This window comes from Stenotrophomonas sp. SMYL11, from assembly GCF_036320005.1.
Lineage (GTDB): Bacteria > Pseudomonadota > Gammaproteobacteria > Xanthomonadales > Xanthomonadaceae > Stenotrophomonas > Stenotrophomonas maltophilia_A.
This window is the reverse complement of record NZ_JAWIRS010000022.1, coordinates 8561-26934: the sequence shown is the minus strand read 5'-3', so window position 1 is coordinate 26934 and position 18374 is coordinate 8561. Positions and strand designations below refer to the sequence as shown.

General features: G+C 65.5%; 12 protein-coding genes. All 12 read right to left on the bottom strand.

Features of this window, described 5'->3' with window-relative positions; translation table 11 throughout:
- Positions 1–6 precede the first annotated feature (6 nt).
- The gene (locus V3B46_RS20550; protein ID WP_329892762.1) at positions 7–4830 is read right to left on the bottom strand and encodes an ESPR-type extended signal peptide-containing protein; all 4824 of its coding nucleotides are present in this window, start codon (positions 4828–4830) and stop codon (positions 7–9) included.
- A gap of 67 nt (positions 4831–4897) precedes the next feature.
- Positions 4898–5596, bottom strand: a complete 699-nt coding sequence (locus V3B46_RS20545) for a pilus assembly protein (protein WP_329892761.1) — start codon at positions 5594–5596, stop codon at positions 4898–4900.
- Between the two features lie 17 nt (positions 5597–5613).
- Complete coding sequence (locus V3B46_RS20540; RefSeq protein WP_329892760.1) at positions 5614–6741, bottom strand: CblD like pilus biogenesis initiator family protein; 1128 nt, start codon at positions 6739–6741, stop codon at positions 5614–5616.
- Positions 6738–9458, bottom strand: a complete 2721-nt coding sequence (locus tag V3B46_RS20535) for a TcfC E-set like domain-containing protein (protein ID WP_329892759.1) — start codon at positions 9456–9458, stop codon at positions 6738–6740. Before V3B46_RS20535 ends, V3B46_RS20540 begins: the two co-directional genes overlap by 4 nt.
- Before the next feature lie 50 nt (positions 9459–9508).
- Positions 9509–10012 (bottom strand): CS1 type fimbrial major subunit, encoded by a 504-nt coding sequence (locus tag V3B46_RS20530; RefSeq protein ID WP_329892758.1) that lies wholly within the window; start codon positions 10010–10012, stop codon positions 9509–9511.
- Positions 10013–10347: 335 nt separating this feature from the next.
- Positions 10348–10710, bottom strand: coding sequence for a NirD/YgiW/YdeI family stress tolerance protein (locus V3B46_RS20525; protein WP_329892757.1), 363 nt, complete (start codon positions 10708–10710; stop codon positions 10348–10350).
- 299 nt (positions 10711–11009) lie between these two features.
- Positions 11010–12077, bottom strand: coding sequence for a hypothetical protein (locus V3B46_RS20520; RefSeq protein ID WP_329892756.1), 1068 nt, complete (start codon positions 12075–12077; stop codon positions 11010–11012).
- A 291-nt stretch (positions 12078–12368) separates the two neighbouring features.
- Positions 12369–13646, bottom strand: a complete 1278-nt coding sequence (locus V3B46_RS20515) for a citrate synthase (RefSeq protein WP_071229179.1) — start codon at positions 13644–13646, stop codon at positions 12369–12371.
- A 296-nt stretch (positions 13647–13942) separates the two neighbouring features.
- On the bottom strand, positions 13943–14185 hold the full coding sequence (locus tag V3B46_RS20510) for a type B 50S ribosomal protein L31 (RefSeq protein ID WP_005418951.1): 243 nt from the start codon (positions 14183–14185) through the stop codon (positions 13943–13945).
- Positions 14186–14273: 88 nt separating this feature from the next.
- Positions 14274–15212 carry a nucleoside hydrolase gene (locus V3B46_RS20505; RefSeq protein WP_032127836.1) on the bottom strand — a complete coding sequence of 313 codons (939 nt, stop codon included), beginning with the start codon at positions 15210–15212 and terminating at the stop codon, positions 14274–14276.
- Between the two features lie 493 nt (positions 15213–15705).
- Positions 15706–17817, bottom strand: coding sequence for an ATP-dependent DNA helicase RecG (gene recG, locus V3B46_RS20500; RefSeq protein ID WP_329892755.1), 2112 nt, complete (start codon positions 17815–17817; stop codon positions 15706–15708).
- A gap of 7 nt (positions 17818–17824) precedes the next feature.
- Entirely contained in the window at positions 17825–18211 is a 387-nt protein-coding gene (locus V3B46_RS20495; protein WP_005410875.1) for a RidA family protein, read from the bottom strand.
- Positions 18212–18374 lie beyond the last annotated feature (163 nt).

The following is an 18374-nucleotide window of genomic DNA, read 5'->3' as shown; positions in this document are numbered from 1 at the left end:
CATGGCTTACCAGCCGATGCCCACACCCACGCCCATGCTGCGCTCACCGCTGTTGGTGAACGCACCATTGAGGCTGAAGGTGGCCGAGCCCTTTTCGTTGAGGACACACTGGTAGCCCACCGCCATGGCCGATTCGCCCTCGCTGTAGCCCACGCCCGCGCCGAGGCGGTTGTAGGTGTTCAGGCCGGCGGTGTTCATGGCCATCGCACTCTGCGCGCTGCTCATCGCCGCCATGCGGTTGAAGCGCTTGTCCATCTTGTCCAGGCGACGATCCACCTCGCGCGAGATGCCATCGCTGTACTCGTTGGCACGGGCCAGCATCTTTTCCAGATCGGCGGTGTCGACCTGCGGGGTCGGCTCCTTCGGGGTTTCCGGCGTGGCGTTGGGTGCCTTGCCGGCATCGGCCACGGTCGGCGTTTCGGCCGGCGGCGTGGGTGCCTCGGGTGCACCGGCGGCGTTGGCGGCAACGCGCGCCTGCGGCTGGCCGTCGATGCGCTGTTCCAGCCCGTCCATGCGGCCGTTGAGCTGCTGCTGTACGTCGTGCAGCTGGCCACCATTGACCGCATCGCGGCTGCCGGCAGCCACCAGACCGTTGGCCACGTTGGAGATGACCATGCCCTGTGCACCGGCCAGGGTGAGCTGGTTCAGGCCGTCGCTGCGGGTGGTGGTGTCCTGGAAGACGGAGCGGAGCTGGGTTTCGACCTTGTCCACGCGCGAGCCCTGGCTGGTGACAGCGCCGTCGAGCGACTGCAGGGCATCGTTGAGGGTGGACTGCTGCTGGCCCTGGACAGTGAAGTGCGGGCCGATGATGTTGCCGTTGCTGTCGAGGTGAGCGCCGCCGCCGAGGGTGGCGAGGGTGGCGTTGAGCTGGGTGACGGTCGTGGCGTCTTGGGCGTTGCGACCGTTGGCTACGTTGGTTAGACGGCGCTTCGTGCCGTCACTCCCGAACGAGACCGTGTGTGATTCCGTCGCAACTGATCCATAGCCAATGGCCACGCTATTAACTGCCCCTGTCGCCACACGGCTTTCTGTTCCCAATGCGATTCCATTCTCTTGAAGAACTGAAGATCCAGTGCCCAAAGCAAAAGCGTTGCTTGCGGCCTGATCGACGAAAGCAGCGCGTCCAAGTGCAACACTGTTCTTTCCAAGCGATCGAGCGTAGCTGCCGACCGCAACACCGCCTTCGCTGTTCGGCGATGCCTCAGCAGAATCACCGATGGCGACACCGACAAGACCAGCTTTAGCCGCTGCGGCCGCACCACCTCTGCCTATCGCGAGGAACCGCGCACTTCCCTCTACACCGTCAAGTCGCTCACTAATCGCAAACAGTTGTCCACCATTAACGACGTCCTTGCTCAGAGCAGAAAGCTCGCCATCCGCCACACCAGTCAGTGTCGCGCCGCCGAAGTCAATTACGCTCCCCGTCTCAGCCGCAGACAAGCGTGCAAGATCGTTGCCCGTTACCTGAGAGTCGCGCAGCGCATCCAGATCGCTGCGATTGCGGGCGATCTCCTGCTTGGCATCGTGCAACTGGCTACCCGTCACTGCATCGCGACTGCCCGCTGCGATTCGACCATCAGCCAGGTTGGTCAGCACCGCGCCCTGTGCGCCGGACAGCGTGAGTTGGTTCAAACCATCAGCGCGGATCGTGGTGTCCTGGAATGCCGAGCGCAGCTTGCCTTCCAGCGAGCCGACGCGTGCATCGGTCACGACCACCGCGCCATCCAGCGCGGTCAGCGCATCGCCGACGGTGTTGTGGTTGCCACCTTGTATCGCATACGTGGGCGCGATGATGTTGCCATTGGCGTCAAGTCCCGCACCACCGCCGAGGGTGGCAACAGATTCCTTCAATTGCAAGACGGCTGCGGCATCGCCATCGCCACGGCCACGTGCGAGGTTAACAATCCTTCTGGACATCGTTGTGTTGCCGACCGATACCACATCCGACTCAACAGCAACAGATTCAGCGCCAAGCGCTACCGAGTTGAGCGCAGCGCTCTCAACTTGACTGTAGCTACCCAAGGCAACGCCGTTGCTGGCATACACATTCGCACCAGTTCCGAGCGCAAACCCACTGGTTGCCAAGCCATCAACAAATGATCCCCTACCCAATGCAACTGATCCCCTCCCGCGTGCTCTGGCATATGCACCGATTGCAGTGGCCCCCTCGCTGCCGACAGCAGCCTCGGCCGAGTCACCAATAGCCACTCCCATCTGCCCAGCCCGTGCCGATGAACTCTCTTCATTTGATGAAACGCTTATATAGGAGCTGGTCAACTCAAGATCGCCAACTCGAGAGTTCGTCGCGAAAAGCTGCCCACCGTTCACCGCATCGGTACTGGCAGCCGAGCTGATGTCCCCTGGACCAACACCCTTCACCACAGCACCTTCGAGGTCCACGAGGGTCCGGTCAGCATTGAACTTCACCACGTCTTCCAGATCCGGTTCGAAGCCATCGAAGTCGGCGCGCAGGCGGTCCAGATCCACACGATGGTCGGCCAGACGATCAGCGTGATCCACCAACTGCAGTTCCTGGGCCTCGTTCCGCGCCTCAGCTGCGCCTACGCGCTCGTTGGTGGCAAACAGCTGCTGACCGGTTACTGCATCGGTGCTCGATGCGCCCAGGATGCCGTTGGCGATGTTCTGGATGCGGCGGCGCGCGCCATTCTTGTTGGACACGTCCAGTACCGTGCCGGTGTTCGCTGCGCCCAGGCGAACCTGCCCGCTGGCCGACACCTGACCGATCAGACCAGACACGGTCCCCACCTGGCTGATGGCGCTGTCAGCCGCCGTCTTCGCGGCGGTCGCGGTGGACTGGGCAGTGTTCACCGCCGTGTTGGTGGCGTGCAGCTGCTGGCCGGTCACGGCATCGCTGCTCGATGCACTGAGCGTGGCGTTGGCTACGTTGCTGATACGGCGGGCAGCACCGTTCCTGTTGGCTACATCCAGCACGGTGCCGGTGTTCTGCGCACCCAGGCGCACACTACCGCTGGCGGAGACCTGCCCGACCAGACCGGCCACCGTGGTGACCTGACCAAGGGCATTGTCTGCGGTCGACTTCGCCGCGGTAGCGGTGCTACTCACGCTGGCCAGTGTGGTGTTGGTCGCATACAGCTGCTTGCCGGTAACGGCATCGCTGCTGGTTGCGCTGAGCGTGCCATCGTTGACATTGACGATACGGCGCTTGACCGCAGCGTTGCCGACTGAAACCTGATTCACATCCGTGGTACGCGATCCGCTGCCCAGTGCGAGACTGCCGGCGAAGCTGGACACCGCGTCGTCACCCAGTGCAACCGCGTTCGGTGCAGAGGCCGTGGCGTCCATACCCATGGCAATGGAGCGATTGCCCACTGCCCTGGCCCGATAGCCAATGGCCGTGGCCGCATTCGCGCTCCAGCTGCCGGAGCCGATCGATGTGGCGCCCACCCCATTGTTCTTCTCACCATCCTCGCCCACGCCTGCCCGTGCCTTCGGCCCCACAGCAACACTGTCACGGCTGTAGGCCGCGGCCGTGCTACCCAATGCAACACTGGCCGAATCTCCGCTGCCACCGGCCACCGCTGAACGCCCCAATGCCAGTGCCTGCGCGTCCACACGCGCCGACACCGTATCTGCCACGCTCTTCGCTGCCGTTGCGGTCGTCCGCGCCGTAGCCACGGCAGTGTTTGTGGCATGCAGTTGCTTGCCGGCTACGGCTTCGGTGCTGGTGGTGCTGAGCGTGGCATCGGCCACGCCGGTCAACTTGCGGTTGGCGTTGGACCTGTTGCGGATGTCCAGTTGGGTCCCGGTGTTGTCACCGCCCACGCGTACGGCACTGCTGGCCGAGGTCTGGGTGACCAGTCGCGTGTTGACCAGTGCCTGGTCGGCAGCGGTCTTCGCGGCATTGGCCGTATTGGTCGCGGTGGTGACGTTCTGGTTGGTGGCATGGAGCTGCTTGCCGGTTACTGCATCGGAACTGGTGGTGGACAGACGGGCGTCTGCCACGTTGACGACTCTGCGCTTGGTGCTGCTGCTACCCACAGATACCGAGTTGGATTCGGTCGCCTCCGAATTCAGCCCCAGTGCAACACTTCCCACCGCCAACGCCTTGGCGTGATGACCAACTGCGACGCCGTTGTATTCAGCGCGCGCATTCCCGCCGAGCGCGACCGCACCCGAGTATCCGGCTGATCCTGCAAAGGCATTGCCGCCGATGGCTATCCGTGCAACACCCGCATGGCTCTCTACCGTGCGCGAGCCACTCCCAATGGCGATGGAGTTCTGCGAATAGGCCCTTGCGTCGTTGCCAAGCGCAGTGGTTCCAATCCCGCTGGCAATGGCACGGGCGCCGACACCGGTTGCGTAGCCGCCTCGCGTGATATCAACACCGTAGCCAATGGCGGTATTGTCGTCGCCATTTGCGGTGATCAAGCTGCCGTATGCAACCGATCGGTTTCCAGTCATGGAAGACCGCGATCCCAGCATCAGCAACAGGTCACCGTTGATGGTGGAATTCCTGTAGTAGTGGTCTGATGTCAGTGCCACCTGCGTGTAGATCGGCGCAGCCGCAATTCCCATTGCGTCATCCCTTCGCACCCCAATTCCGAACGGAATCGCGCCGAAGCTATTGAATCCTTTCGGCGAAAGATACGCCGCAGTCTCGACACTCTCATCCTCTTCGACGGGCATGTTTTCGGCCGTAGCGGAGAATGCCATCAAGGTCGATGCGACAACCGGCAGCACGATTGCGCCGGATGAGGCGGCACGCTTGCCGCGTGCCGTAGCCAGCTCACTGGCCACGACCCAGCACTGCCGCGCAGTGCACCAGATACGACGATAGATTCTGTTCATGGTTTTTCCTTAACAGCCAAGGGAAAAGAAGCCCGTCGCTGCGCGCCGCCGCGACGGATCGAGCGCTTCAGAGCGCGAGGGCCTGCACGTGTTCGCGATAGCCATCGCGGGTCAACCGATAGCGCAGCTGCAGGCGATGGCCGGGCTTCGGGGTAAAAGGCAATTGCAGGGATGCACCGGGGTAGAGGCTGCGAGAGACGTCATGGGCGGTGCAGGCGCCCGCCGCATCGCAGTCGGCCACGCTGGTCAGGCCCACGCGCAGGGTTCCGGCATTGACCAGGCTGTTGCCCTGCACGCGCACGTCCACGTGCCCGTTGGCCGGCACCACGTTCACCAGCGCCCCCCAGATCAGGCTCATGCCCACGGCGGCGCGGGTAGCCGGATCGTCCGGCACGGCGTCATCCGGACCGCGCACACCTTCGAAGTACACGCGGTAGGCGGTCTCCTTCTCCACCGGCTGCAGCGGGATGACCCGGATCAGGCGATTGCCGCCACCGGCCAGGGCGAACTTGCCCGGGGTGATGGCAATGGCCGCGTCGGCCGGCTCGATCTCGATTTCCTGCTCGTCGTTGCTGGCTGGATCGTCGATGCGGCGAACGGTGGCCTGCACGTACTGCGCCGTGGTGGATTGCGAGTACACGCGGATCTGCGCGCCCTTCCGGGCCTCGACCGAGGTACGCATCGGATGCACGGTGAGGTTGGCGTGGGCGGGCGCGACTGCAAGCAACAGCGCGCAGGTGAACAGGCAGGACAAGGCGGGATGCATAGTGGGCTCCATCGACTTCACGGGCGGGAGGTAGGCAGGCGCAGTTCGACCTTCAGATCGCCCTGGTAGGCACCCGAGCGTTTCTCGTCGATGGGTACGCGCGGGGTATCGAGGGTGAGCGGCGTGGGTACGCAGAACACCGGCTGCGACATCCCGGGCAGCATCACCAGGCGCAGGCGCGCCGTGTCGATGTTGCGCAGTTGTTCTTCCACCCCGTTGCGCAATGCAATGCGCGCGCCGTTGTGGTCGAGGGTGACGGTGTAGTCCATGCGTTGGCTGTCACCGCCGGCACCGTCGATGTGCCAGACCGAATAGCCGGTGGGACCGGGAGGCCGCGTGCCGCTGTCGCGCACGGTGACCCCCAGGTACTCGCTCTGCGAACCGAGGCCGTCGTACAGGCACATGTCCAGGTGCGCGCGCCCACCGACCGTTCTGGCAATGGGGTCGTAGCTGAGATTGAGGCCTATGGTGGGGGCGGCTTCCTGGAACTCGGGCAGGTAGATGGAGACCGCGTCGTAGTCGGTGATCTCAAAGTCCAGGTCAAACCTAAAACCTGCGAGCCTCACACCTAATGGATCGGCGAACAGGCTTATCTGTAGCGTTCCCTTCCACCTACCAGCAACGAGTCTTGTCAATTCACTCGAGGGGATTTTAAGTTGAGCTCTGGTACCTACTGCAGGTTCACCAGCGCAAGCCTCCTGACGCGACGTCCAGATTGGCCGTTCCGTATCAAGCCAGTACTGCGGTCCACACGCAGCTGTGCCAATCGCCCTATTGAGGCCACCAACGACCGAAATCTCTGTTGTAAGCCCACTGCGTTGCTCGGTGAGGCGCAATCCGATTAGGGATGCTCCAGAACCCAAGTCGTCCACTCCAGACGTTGGGCATTTTCCTGTAGATGCGTCCAGCGCCGAGTGACAGACGAGATGAAGGCGTCCGTAGAGAAGGGCAGCATCTTGACTGTATCCAGTAATTTCCCTGTATATATCCAGATCCCCCGGCATCGCAGACCGATCCCAACTCATCACGATGTCGCGATGCTCATCGGTCGGATGCGTTTCCGGCGGCCGCTGTGCCATCGCCTGCGGCACCATCAGCACCAGCGCACTGAACAGCACCAGCCACCACCACAGCCGCCGGCTCATCGCGCACCTCCCGCGGCAGCCTGCTGGCTGCTGGCGATCAGCGCCTTTTCCTGCAGCAACCGCGTCACCCGCGCCTGCTGGCGGATGTCCGCTGGCAGCTGCGCCACGTTCAGCGGTTCGCACTGCACGGCCCCCACCAGCAGCACCACCTGGCGGCGTTCGCGCACCTGCAGCGGGCATTGCAGCAGACGGTCGTCCTGCAGCAGGTACAGCACCGCTTCACGGCGCGGGAAGTCGGCCACGAAGCCGCCGTTGCTGCCGGTGCCCGGCACCGGCGCGTTGAGGATGCGGGCACCGCGCAGCGGCGTGCCGGCCAGATCCTGCGCGTTGCCGATGAAGGTGTAGGTCACTTCAATCGGCACCGGCATGCGCAGCAGCTTTCCGGGCGGCAGGAACAGCGGGCGCGCGCCGCCCACGCCGGTCACGCGGATGGAGGCGATGCTGTCCAGCGCGCTGGCATCCTGCACTTCGGCACGATGCGACTGATACGCCGACACCGGCAGCAAGCGGCGGTCGCCCAGCTTCAGGCGCTGGCGGCGCAGGCCGCCCACCTGCAGTTCGGCGGCCACGCCGGTCAGTTCCAGGTCGTCGGTGCCATCCACCTGTACGGCCAGGCCTGCGTCGGCGCCCAGGCCGCCGCCCCAGTACAGACCGCGCGACCCCAGCGCCACGCCGGAACTGTGGGTGGCGCTGTAGGCCACTTCATCGCGCCCGCGCTGCTGGTAGTGCGACACGGTGGCGCCGGTGTGGCCGATGCGGTTCTGCAGCTGCCCGCTGAGGGTGGCGCTGTAGCGGTCATTGTTGCTGCCGCGCAGTTCGGCGGACAGTTCGCGGAACTGATCGTCGCGATCCTGGCGCAGGCTCTGCGCCACGTTGTAGGTCACATCCGGGCGCTGGTGCTGCGGCTGGCGCAGATCCAGCCCGTAGCGGCGCTGCGCGCTGCCGCGCTCGCCCTGCTGCAGGCGGGTGAGGGTGAGGGTGAGAAACATGCCGCGGTCGCGGCTGCTGCGCAGGCTTCCGTCGCTGTGCTGCTGCCACACGCCCACGCGCGTGGAGGCGCTGAAGTCGCCCCAGCGCTCACTGCGGTTGTAGCTGGCCTGCCAGGTACGGCTGAGCTGCGGTTCGCGGCTGGGACGCGGTGCCCACGGCGGCAGCAACGGATCCAGGCCGTACAGCGGATCGTCGATATCGCCCGGTACGCCCACGCCCTGCCGCCAGGTCTGGCGCCGGGTATAGGCCAGGTACGCATGGCCACCGGCTACCGGCAGCGCCACCGAAGCGCTGAGCGAGTCGGCACAGCCGAGCTGGTCGCGGGCATCGTCGCGGAACTCGCAGGCCTTGCCGCGCATGCGCTGCTGGTACAGGTTCCATGAGGCGCGGCGGCGGTATGACAGCTGGTGCTGCTGGCCGCGGCTGCCATCGCTGCCCTGCATGCCGCTGAAGCTGGCGCGGATCTCCTGCGTGGCGAACACCCGGCGCAGGTCCACGCGCAGTTCGCCATAGCTGAAGCCCGCCAGGTCGGCCACGCCAGCGGTGACGGTGGCGCCGCGGCCCAGCGGCACGCGTACACCGGCCATGGCGGCCATCTCGCCATCGAACTGGTCGCTGCGGCGCTCGCTGCGGCGGCCGCCCTGCATGAACCACTGCACGCTGCTGTCGGCCCAGTCGCCGCCCTTGTCGAAGGGCGCTTCCTCGCTGCGTACCAGCACACCGTCTTCGTAGATGCGCAGGGTGACGGTGTAGTTGCCAAACGGGAACCGGCGCGTATCGATCTGGTTGATGCCGGCCTGCAGGTAATAGGTCTGCAGCAGGCGCTGGCCATCGAAGGCATCGACGCGGGCATCGCGCGCCAGCAGCACGGTCAGCGGCGTGGCCTGCACGGCCGCTTCGCTGTCCACGTAGGCCTGGGTGGTGCCGATGCGCAGGCCCTGGAAGCGGTCCAGCGGCAGCATGCTGAAACTGAAGGTGCCGCCCTGTGGGCTGGACAGGTTGCGGCGGTCCATGCGCCCGGCCTGCAGGTAGTGTTCCGGCCCGATGTCGTGCCGGTAGTACGCGTTGTCCAACTGGAAGTCGTGCCGCGTACGCTGGTTGCGGTAGCGCTGGTGGCTGAAGGTCCAGTTGGCCGAGACATGACCGCGCTCGAACAGACCCAGCACGCCGGCACCCTGCGCCGCCAGCGACTGGTAATCACGGCCGCCGCTGAGGTTGACCGTCTGCTGGTGCAGGAAGGCGTTTTCGGCGTTGGCGCTGACCTGGTGGTGGCGCTGCGCGGCCGGTTCGCCGGGAATCCATTGGCGGGCGACGAACAGGCGCACGGCGCCCTCGCCCTCGTCATACAGTGCGCGCACGGCGGTGGGGTCCTCCGGAGGATCGAGATAGCCGCAACCGGCGGCGGCGCCGCCGTAGCGGCAGGCCAGGTGGCTGTTGCGCGGCAGTGGCTGCGACAACGCCGGCAGCAACGCCGCCTGCGCTTCGGCCGGCAGCTGCAGCGCCTGCAGCGCTTCGGCGGGCGCCTCCAGCTGCACGTGGTCCAAGGTGACGCGCACGGGCATCAGCCCGGTCGAGCGCCCGAACAGGCGCACTTCCAGCTGCTCGGTCTGGCCTTCGACCAGATCCTCGAAACCGGCAGGAACGCCGCGTGCCGCGACCAGCGGTGCGGACAACGACAGGGCGAGCGCGAGCGCCAGCCGGGTGACGGCGGGGGCAGAAGCTTTCATGGGGGCGACCAGAAGCGGCCGGCCCGACACGCGGGCCGGCGCGGGGGGACTTACGGGCTGGTGGTCTTCTGCTTCATGGCGATGCTGACCATGCCCTGGAAGCTGTCAGCCACGTCGATGGCACCCGGGGTCTTCTGCGCGATCTGCAGCGGCATGGCGACCGAAGCGCCCGGCAGTGCGCCGTCGAACAGGTCGGCGGCCAGGTAATCGGTGGCGGCCAGGCCCAGCTCGCGACTGTTGAGGCTGACCGACAACGGTACCGACGGCGTGCCCGGGGCGTTACCGATCAGCACCGGCTCGTTGATCAGACGGACTTCGATGTCCTTGTCGATGTCGTTGGAATAGATGCGCACCTGCTGCGACCACGGAATCAGGCCACGGCCCGGGGCGTGGTCCAGCTTGATCGCGTCCGGCAGCGCGCTGCCATCGGCCTGCAGCAGGGCCAGGGTCGGGTCGACGTCGGCCAGGACGGTGATGTGGGTTTCGGCGGCATTCGCGGACAGCGAAGCAGTGACCAGCGCTGCAGCCAGCGCGGCCTTCTTGAGCATGTGCATGGGTGTCTCTCTCGGACAGGGGGAATAATCGAAAGCCTCCCTTCCGGCATGGCCGGAAGGGAGGCGCCGCCTGCAGAGGTGGTTGCCGGCGACGGAGAGAATGTTAGAAACCCATTGCCCTGCAGGCCATGCAAGTATTCCTAAAACGTTGAACGTTAAGAAGAATCTTTGAATTAGTTCAACGTTCCAGGCTTATGCAATTTCCCTCATTCGGTAAATGCAAAAAATCTCATTGCTTCACCTTTGTAGACACAGCTTCTCCGGTCATTTCCACGTGATCCACGCATGGCGTGGCTCTACTGTAGAGCCGAGCCCATGCTCGGCTGCCGTTCGCTTCAACCGGCAGGCACCACGGTCACGCGGTCAACATCGATGTCGGTCGGCTTGAACCGATGCGTGTCGACCTTGCCATGCAGTTCCACCACGGTGTCCGCACCAATGGTCTGCGGCGGCAGGTCGTCGTCATCGATCTCCACTTCGATCTGGCCACTGGCGTCGCGGAACTGGTAACGCTCGTGGCCAAGCTTGGCGACCAAGGTGCCACGCAGCACCACCGGGCGGTCATCGCGTTGGGCACGCGCATCGGCCACGGTGCTGGCAGCGGTTCCTGCGCCTGGGCCGGTGTACTGCGCGAACCCCTGCGGGCTCAACAGGGCGAGCGGCGTGGCGATGAGGGCAATGGCAAGCAGTCGGTTCATGGGATCTCCGTGGCTTAGTAAGTGCCCTCAGGTTCTATCGCCCCCGATGTGATGCCTATGCAATAGATCCGAAAAGATGTGAAAGCGACACTCAGTGTCAGAAGCCGTTCAGTTCCTGAAACGAGGTTTTGTAGAGTCGAGCACGGCTCGACTCTACAAACGCCCATCCACGCATGCGTGGACCTCGCATTGGCGCGCGATCAGAAGAAGATCGCGTACAGGATCAGCAGCGGAATCGGCACGCCCAACAGCCAGAGCAGAATCATTTTCATGGCAGGTCTCCTTGCATGGAACGGGGGTTACAGGTCGCGGCGGCGGCCGCCCCAGGTCGCGCTGAGGCTGGCGAAGAACGCGCCGATCAGCAGGGTGATGAACAGCCACAGCGCGGCATACGCTGCTGCCTTGCGGGCGTCGTCGGCCGCCTGCTTGGCAGTGTTCTTGGCCTTCTCCAGCGCAGCACGCATGCGCGTCTGCACATCGGTCACGCGCGCCTGCGCTTCGGCCTGACTCATGCCGGTCTCGCGCGCGATCAACTGGGACAGGTACTGGGTGTCGGCCGGATCCAGGCCATCTCCCTGCAGACTGTTGACGATGATGCGATTCACCTCGGCACGCACTTCACGGCGATCACCCATCGGGCCATTGCCGGGCGTCGGGCGCGGCGGAGGGGCCATGCCAATCTCGCGCGGGCCCGCGTTCGGTGTCGGCGGCGGCGCCACATTCGAATCCATCGGCGCACCCGGCGGAGGCGGCGCTGCAGGATCAGACGGCCCTGCGCTGGTGGCGCTGCGGAAAAGCGAGTCCACCCAGTAGTTGAGGTCGCCTTCCGGCGCAGCCGCGGCGGCGCTACCGGCGCCCGCTGCGGCAACGCCGGCGGTGGATACTGCGGCACCAGCCGTGGCACCCGCCACCTTCGCGCCCGTGCCGAGCACGCCGCCGATGGCCGAGGTGAGTAGTCCGGCGGTGAGCAGCGTGGCCACCGCCCACGACACGAAGCCATGTGCGGTATCGCGGAAGTAGGTTTCATCGCCGTGGATCTGCGTCCACTTGGTACGCAGGCGTCCGGCCAGATAGCCACCCAGACCCGAAGCCGCCAGCGCGGTGAAGGTGAGCCAGGCGATGCTGGACCAGCCGAAGGTTTCCTTGCTGACGCCTTCGAACGACCACGGCGACACCGAGGACAGCCCCAGGCCCACGCCGAGAATCAGCAGGATGAGGGAGAGAGCAGCGGCAGCAGCGGCACCGGCGAAGATCGCGCCCCAGGACACGGCGCTTTCGCTTGGCGGGGCGACAATGGGGGCGGTGACGACAGTGGCGACGTCAGGGCCGAGCGGGCCGCGCTCGGGCGGGTCGAATCGGGTACTCATGGGACGGACGCTCCGGATCAGATGCTGCGGATGCAGCTGGCGTCCTGAGGCTGCGCGAGCGCTTGTGAAGCTGGCGAGACCCTTGAATCACGCGGTCTTGGCGCGGTGAAGCGCGTGCCAACCAAGGTTGGCACCTACCGAAGGCGGATGCGGCGGTAGATCCACGCCATGCGTGGATGATTTTTCACGAGTGTCGAAAGCGTGCCAACCAAGGTTGGCAGCTACCAGAGCCGAAGCAAAAAAAAACGCCCCGCGGATGCGGGGCGTCTTCGGCACAACCTACGCGGGCGATCAGCCCTGGTAGTCGCGCACGTCGCTGCCGGTGTAGACCTGGCGCGGACGGCCGATCTTCATTTCCGGATCAACCTGCTGTTCCAGCCAATGCGAGACCCAGCCGGAAGTACGGCCCAGGGCGAACATGACGGTGAACATTTCGGTCGGGATCTGCAGCGCCTTGTAGATGATGCCGCTGTAGAAATCGACGTTCGGGTACAGCTTGCGGGCGACGAAGTACTCGTCCTGCAGCGCGGCCTGTTCCAGCTTCACGGCCACGTCCAGCAGCGGATCCTGCACGCCCAGCTGCTTGAGCACCTTGCTGGTCATCTCGCCGATGACCTTGGCGCGCGGGTCGAAGTTCTTGTAGACGCGGTGGCCGAAGCCCATCAGGCGGAAGCCGGAGGTCTTGTCCTTGGCCTTGACCACGGCGGACTCGACGTTGTCAGCGCTGCCGATCTCTTCCAGCATCTTCAGCACGGCTTCGTTGGCACCGCCGTGGGCCGGACCCCACAGCGCGGTGACGCCAGCGGCGACCGACGCGTACGGGTTGGCACCGGTCGAGCCGACCAGGCGCACGGTCGAGGTCGAGGCGTTCTGCTCGTGGTCGGCGTGCAGGATGAACAGCAGGTCCAGCGCCTTGACCACGTCCGGGTTCAGATCGTACTGGCCATCAGCCGACTCGAAGGTCTGCTTCAGGAAGCGGCTGACGTAGTCCAGCGAGGTGTCCGGCTTGTTGGCCGGCAGGCCCTTGCCGTGGCGGTAGATCAGCGCCGACAGGGTCGGCACCTTGGCGATCAGGCGCACAGCGGCCTGGCGGCGCTGTTCGGCGTCGGACAGGTCCAGCGAGGCGTGATAGATGCCCGACAGCTGCGCGATGGCGGCGGTCAGGATGGCCATCGGATGAGCATCCTTGGCGAAGCTGCCGATCAGGGTGTTGATCGACGGATCGACGTTGGCTTCGGCCGCCAGCTCGTCGGTGAAGGCCTTCAGCTGCTCGGCGCTCGGGCGCTCGCCGTTGATCAGCAGGTAGGCCACTTCGACGTAGCTCGACTTTTCCGACAACTGTTCGATCGGGTAGCCGCGGTACAGCAGCACGCCCTTGTCGCCGTCGATGTAGGTGATGGCGGACTTGCAGCTGGCCGTCGCGGTGAAGCCGGAATCGTAGGTGAAATACCCCGTTTCCTTGGTCAGCTTCGCGATGTCGACGCAGTCGTTGCCAAGGGTGGGTTTGATGACGGGCAGAACGACCGACTTATCGCCGGCGTTGAGCGTGACCTGATCAAGATCGGACACTGTGTGCGCTCCTTCATGGGAAGGCGCCTGCCCAAGCGCATTGGTCAGGCACGTGAATGACGTCCTCGGCCTGTGCCGGGGATCAGGTCATTATCGCACAGCAGCATTTGCCCGGCGCTAGACAGAAGTCGTATACGACAGGCGGCCAGACGCCGGCCGTTGAGCGGCCCGGATCGGCAAAAGCGTTGTCACACGAACGCAGTGTTCCGTCCATCCAAACGCCCGTTGGGTTGGCGTTGGGGAAAAACAAACGGCCGCGCAGAGCGCGGCCGTCGGTTCGAAGCTGGATCGACAGATCAGCGCGCGTAGCGCTTCTGGAACTTGTCGATACGGCCCGAGGTGTCGATGACCTTGTGCTTGCCCGTGTAGAACGGGTGCGAAGCAGAGGAAATTTCAACCTTGACCAGCGGGTATTCGTTGCCGTCTTCCCACTGGATGGTTTCCTTCGTGCCCATGGTCGAGCGGGTCAGGAACTTGAAATCGGAGGTGACGTCATGGAAGACGACGTCGCGGTAGTTCGGATGGATATCGGCCTTCATGGGCTCACACCGTAAATGGGCTGGTGGTCAAGAGCGGCATTATAAGCACCGGTTGCCGCTCGGGGCAACCGGTGCGGGTCAACAGACTTCAGTCCGCGCCCAGGGCCTGGCGCACCAGGGCCTCGAAACGCTGCTGGTCGTAGGCCATCAGCAGATCGCAGTTGTCCGGCTGACCGGTCTGGCGGTTCCAGTCGACGATGGTGGCGCCGCGGCTGAACGTACCGTTCAGCTCCACGTTCAGCGGCCGCGATTCGACCTGCAGCTGCCCTTCCGGGTTCAGCGCCCAGGCCATGGCGACCGCATCGGCGGTATACCAGCGGCCACCCTTGCTGTCCTCGGACAGGCCACGGGTCTTGCGCGAGATCAGCTCGTAGAAACGGGCGCGATCGGAATCAGCCTGCAGCCACTTTTCAGCATCCTGCAGCGGCAGGCCATGGGCGACGGTGGCCTCCCAGTCCGACACCAGTAGGTGCTTGAACGAAGTGAACACCACGTGCGCCGCTTCCGGATCGAACGCGATGTTGAATTCGGCCGCCGGGGTGATGTTGCCGTGGCAGGTGACCGCACCGCCCATCACCACGATGCGCTTGATGCGCTCGGGAAGGGTCGGGTCCAGCTTCAGTGCCAGGGCCAAGTTGGTCAGCGGGCCAAGCATCACCAGCATCAGTTCACCGGCGTGCTCGTGCGACAGGCGCAGGATGGCCAGTGCGGCGTGCTCGGCTTCAGCCTGGCGGCTCGGCGGCGGCAGGTCCACGTCGCCGTAGCCGTCACGGCCATGCACGTGGGCGGCGTCAACGGAGGGATGCAGCAGCGGATCCGGGCTACCGGCAAACACCGGTACGTCGGCGCGGCCGACGATGTCGCAGAGCTTGAGGGCGTTGCGGACGGTGTACTGCAGGCCGACATTGCCGGCGGCGATGGTCAGGGCGACCACGTCATGCCGTTCATCGGCAAAGGCCATCAGCAGGGCCAGGGCGTCGTCCACACCGGGGTCGGTGTCGATCAACAGGGGGATCTTGTGGGTCATCGTTGCCGTCTTCAGATCGGCAACGAAGTGTGGACCGGGATGATGACCGTTGCAAGTATGTGGGTTCGGGTTCGGCAGGGCGGCGCCCCGCACCCGCCGAATCAACGGCAAACGCCAGAGCAAAGGCAAAAGCGGGTTTCCTGGGGGATGGCGGGGTGGGTCCGGTTGCGGGGGGACGCTGCAAGTCCCCCTCCGGGGCCCGGCCAGCCGCTGGCGGCTGTGCGTTCGGGCGCTTGCGAAGCAGTGCTTCGCAAGCAAAGCGCCCTCACCCATGTAAGCTCGGTCGCGCTTGCTCGTGTGCGCTGTCCTGCGCACACGGCAAGACCGGGGTTGGGCGTCCTGCCCAACCCGCCCGAGGCATGCCTCGGGCCCATGCGGCTCACGCCCCCGCAACCGGCCCCACCCCGCCTTCGACAGTTTCCCGCGCTCTGTCGCAACGACGTTTTGCTCTGGTAGGTGTCGACCTTGGTCGACATATCCACGCAATGCGTCATTACGCCGAGGCGTAACGCACGGCGGTTCCGATCCAGCGTTGCACCACGCGATCGGCCAGCGCGGGTTGCTGGGCCAGCAGGCGTTCGGCCAGGTCATGCACGCCGGGCAGCAGGCCGGCATCACGCGCGAGATCAGCAATGCGGAAACCGGCCAGGCCGGTCTGGCGGGTACCGAGCAGTTCGCCCGGGCCACGCAGTTCCAGATCCTTTTCGGCGATGACGAAACCATCGTTGGTTTCGCGCATGGTCTGCAAACGCTCGCGCGCCATCTGCGAAAGCGGCGCCTGGTACAGCAGCACGCAACGCGATACCGCCGAACCACGACCCACGCGGCCGCGCAACTGGTGCAGCTGGGCCAGGCCGAGGCGCTCGGCGTTCTCGATCACCATCAGCGAGGCATTGGGCACGTCCACGCCCACTTCGATCACGGTGGTGGCAACCAGCAGATCAATCTCGCCGGCCTTGAACGCCACCATCGTCGCCAGCTTTTCCGCGGCCTTCAGCCGCCCATGCACCAGCCCCACACGCACGCCCGGCAGCAGCGCCTGCAGCGATTCGTAGGTGGCCTGCGCCGGCGTGGCATCCAGCTCTTCGCTTTCCTCGATGAGCGTGCACACCCAGTACACCTGCCGACCTTCCTGGCAAGCCAGGGCGATGCGCTCGATCAGTTCCGGACGGCGGTCGTTGTTCAGTGCCACCGTCTGCACCGGGGTGCGGCCGGGCGGCAGTTCGTCAATGGCCGACACATCCAGGTCTGCGTACTCGGACATCGCCAGCGTGCGTGGAATCGGGGTTGCGGTCATCACCAGCTGGTGCGGCACGCTGTTGCCACCTGCGCCCTTGTCGCGCAGGGCCAGCCGCTGATGCACGCCAAAGCGGTGCTGCTCATCGACGATGGCCAGGGCCAGGTCCTGGAACACCACCGCCTCCTGCATCAGCGCATGGGTACCGACCACCACCTGCGCTTCGCCGCTGGCGACCTGTTCCATCACCTTGGCGCGCGCCTTGCCGGTGACCTTGCCGGCCAGCCACGCGATGCGCACGCCGAGTGGTTCCAGCCAGCCGCGCAGGTTGTTGAGGTGCTGTTCGGCCAGCAGCTCGGTGGGCGCGGCCAACGCGACCTGCTTGCCCTGCTCCACCGCCAGCATCGCCGCCAGCGCGGCGACCACGGTCTTGCCCGAACCGACATCACCCTGCACCAGCCGCAGCATCGGACTGGGCCGTGCGAGGTCTTCGCGGATCTGCTTGAACACATGCGCCTGCGCACCGGTCAGCGCGAACGGCAACTGTTTCAGCAGCGCCTTGGCCAGCTTGCCCGGACCGGCCAGCGGCGGCGCGTGGTGCGCCTGCAACGCAATGCGCTGGCGACGCAGGCTGAGGTGGTGGGCCAGCAGTTCTTCCATCGCCAGGCGGCGCTGCGCGGGGTGCGTGCCGGCGGCCAGCGCGGCCAGATCGGCATCCGGTGGCGGCCGGTGCACGGTCAGCAGCGCGCTGCGCAGCGACGGCAGGCCGAGGCCATCAAGCCAGCCGCTGGGCAGCAGTTCCAGCGTGCTTTCCTCGGGCAGCCGGTCCAGCGCCTGGCTGATCAGTTTGCGCATGGTCATCGGGCCAACGCCTTCCACGGTGGGATACACCGGGTCGAGGCGGTCGCCGAGTTCGGGATCGTCATTGCGGCCCAGCACCTGGTAGCTGGGGTGGACGATTTCCAGGCCGAGGTGGCCCGGCTTGGGCGTGCCGAAGCAGCGCAGCCGGTTGCCGACCGCGAACTGGCCGACCTGCTGCTGGCGGAAGTGGAAGAAGCGCAGCACCAGGGTGCCCTGCCCTTCGTCTTCCACCGCCACTTTCAGCATCGGCCGGTAGCGCATGCCGCGCTCGACCGCGACCACCCGCCCTTCCACCTGCGCCGGTACGCCGTTGCGCAGGTCTTCGATGCGGGTCAGCCGGGTGCGGTCTTCATAGCGCAGCGGCAGATGAAGCCAGAGATCCTGCAGGGTGGCGAGGCCACGCGCCTGCAGTTTGGCGGCCACGGCCGGACCGACGCCGGCGAGCATCGCCAGGGATGCTTCGCCGGACGGTGACAGGACCGGGGTGACCGCCGCCTTGCGTGCCACGTGGCGGTCAGTCGATGACCATCACCGCGTCAACCTCGAAGTTGGCGCCCTTCGGCAGGCCAGAGACTTCGATGGTGGAACGGGCCGGGTACGGGGCCTGGAAGTAGTCCTGCATGACGGCGTTGACCTTGGCGAACTCGCCCAGGTCGGTCAGGTACAGGCCCAGGCGCACGACCTTGTCCAGCGAGCCGCCAGCGGCTTCGGCCACGGCCTTGAGGTTGTCGAAGGCGCGGCGGGCCTGCGCTTCGACATCACCGGCGCCGACGATGTCGCCGGTAGCCGGGTCGAGCGGGATCTGGCCGGAGAAATACACGGTGTTGCCGGCGCGCACGGCCTGCGAGTACGGGCCGATGGCGGCAGGAGCCTTTTCGGTATTGATGATCTGGCGGGACATGGGTCGCTCCGATGCTTGGGGGAAAACAGAGCGGTGATTGTACCGGGTGGGGGCGCATCCACGCATGGCGTGGATCTACCGCGCCGCTTCGGTAGTGCCGGGCGCGGGGCGGCCCCCCCCAGTAACAGCGGAACAACCGCCCCGTGGGCGCCCCCCGCCCGCC